The organism is Actinoplanes sp. NPDC051851 (genome assembly GCF_040681165.1).
In the GTDB taxonomy this organism is placed as follows: Bacteria; Actinomycetota; Actinomycetes; order Mycobacteriales; family Micromonosporaceae; genus Actinoplanes.
This window is the reverse complement of record NZ_JBFAYF010000169.1, coordinates 1-1,486: the sequence shown is the minus strand read 5'-3', so window position 1 is coordinate 1,486 and position 1,486 is coordinate 1. Positions and strand designations below refer to the sequence as shown.

Sequence of the window (1,486 nt, the reverse complement as noted above, 5' to 3'; positions counted from 1 at the left end):
AAGCCCCACGAGAACTCGGATCCGGACGCCCGGCCCCAGCGGCGGACATTCACCGCAGAGTTCAAGGCGAGGATCCTGGACGAGTACGAGTCGGCACCGGATTCGGCGGCTCGCGGGGCGATTCTGCGCCGGGAACGGCTCTATGGCTCACACATTCTCGATTGGCGTAAGGCCCGCGACGCCGGAGCCACGGCCGGCCTGACGGACCGGCGGCAATCGGCCGCGCGGGCGGCGAAGAAGGCCGAACACGCCGAACTCGCCCGCCTTCAGCGCGAGAACGCACGCCTTCAGGCCAAGCTCGCCAAGACCGAGACCGCCCTGCAGATCATGGGAAAAGCACACGCGCTCTTGGAACTGCTCTCCGAGAGCGCGGATATCGCGCCGACGCCGAACCCGTCCTCGCCGAGGCGCAGCAGGCGCTGACCGAGGCCTGGGGCGTGGCGCCCGCGTGCCGGCTGACCGGCCTGTCACGGGCAACGCTGTATCGGCGCCGCAATCCGCCCGCCGAACCGAAGCCGCGCACGCCGCGCAAGCCACCGCCGTCCGCGTTGTCGCAGGCCGAGCGGGAGCAGGTGTTGCAGCTGTTGAACCGGCCTGAATACGCCGATCTGGCACCGGCACAGGTCTGGGCCCGCGAGCTCGACGAGGGCCGCTGGTGGTGCTCGGAGTCCACCATGTACCGGATCCTGCGCGCCGCCGGGCAGTCCGGTGAACGCCGCAGCCAGGCCACGCACCCGGCCCGGACCAAGCCCGAACTGGTGGCGGATGCGGCGAACCAGGTGTGGTCCTGGGACATCACGAAGCTGCGTGGCCCGGTCAAAGGGGTCTGGTTCCACCTGTACACGGTGATCGACATCTGGTCCCGCTACGTCGTCGGGCATCTGGTCGCCGGCTACGAGGACGGGCAGCTCGCCGAGGCCTTGATCGCCGACGCCGCCGCCCGCGAACGCGTCGACCCGGATCAGCTAACCGTGCACGCCGACCGCGGCGCTGCGATGACCAGCAAAACGGTGACGCAGCTACTGACCGATCTGAAGATCGGACGCAGTCACAGCCGGCCGAAGACGTCCAACGACAACCCGTATATCGAGGCCAGCTTCAAGACGCTCAAGTACGACCCGACGTTCCCGCAGCGATTCGGGTCGATCCAGCACGCCCGGCAGCACTGCGAAGCGTTCTACACCTACTACAACCATGAGCACCGGCACTCCGGGATCGGCCTGCACACCCCGGCATCGGTCCATCACGGCACTGCCGGACAGATCCGCCAGCAGCGGCAACATACCCTCGACGCCGCCTGGGCCGCGCATCCCGAACGGTTCGGCCGCCGCCGACCCCGGCCACCACAGCTACCGGACCGGGCATGGATCAACAAACCCGACAACCATGACGAGGACCAGGCCCCCGACCCGCCGATGACAAGGCAACCAACAGCAGAAAGCTAAACAAAATCAAGAAAATGTCTCGCTGGACTTGACAGGTTCCG

Annotated in this window: 1 protein-coding gene and 1 pseudogene; both read left to right on the top strand. The window is 67.6% G+C overall.

The features are described 5' to 3' along the window. Positions 1–423, top strand: a pseudogene (locus AB0M08_RS47495) (hypothetical protein); the annotation flags it as partial. 14 nt (positions 424–437) lie between these two features. Continuing rightward, positions 438–1,445, top strand: coding sequence for an IS3 family transposase (locus tag AB0M08_RS47490; protein ID WP_364508960.1), 1,008 nt, complete (start codon positions 438–440; stop codon positions 1,443–1,445). Positions 1,446–1,486: the final 41 nt, after the last annotated feature.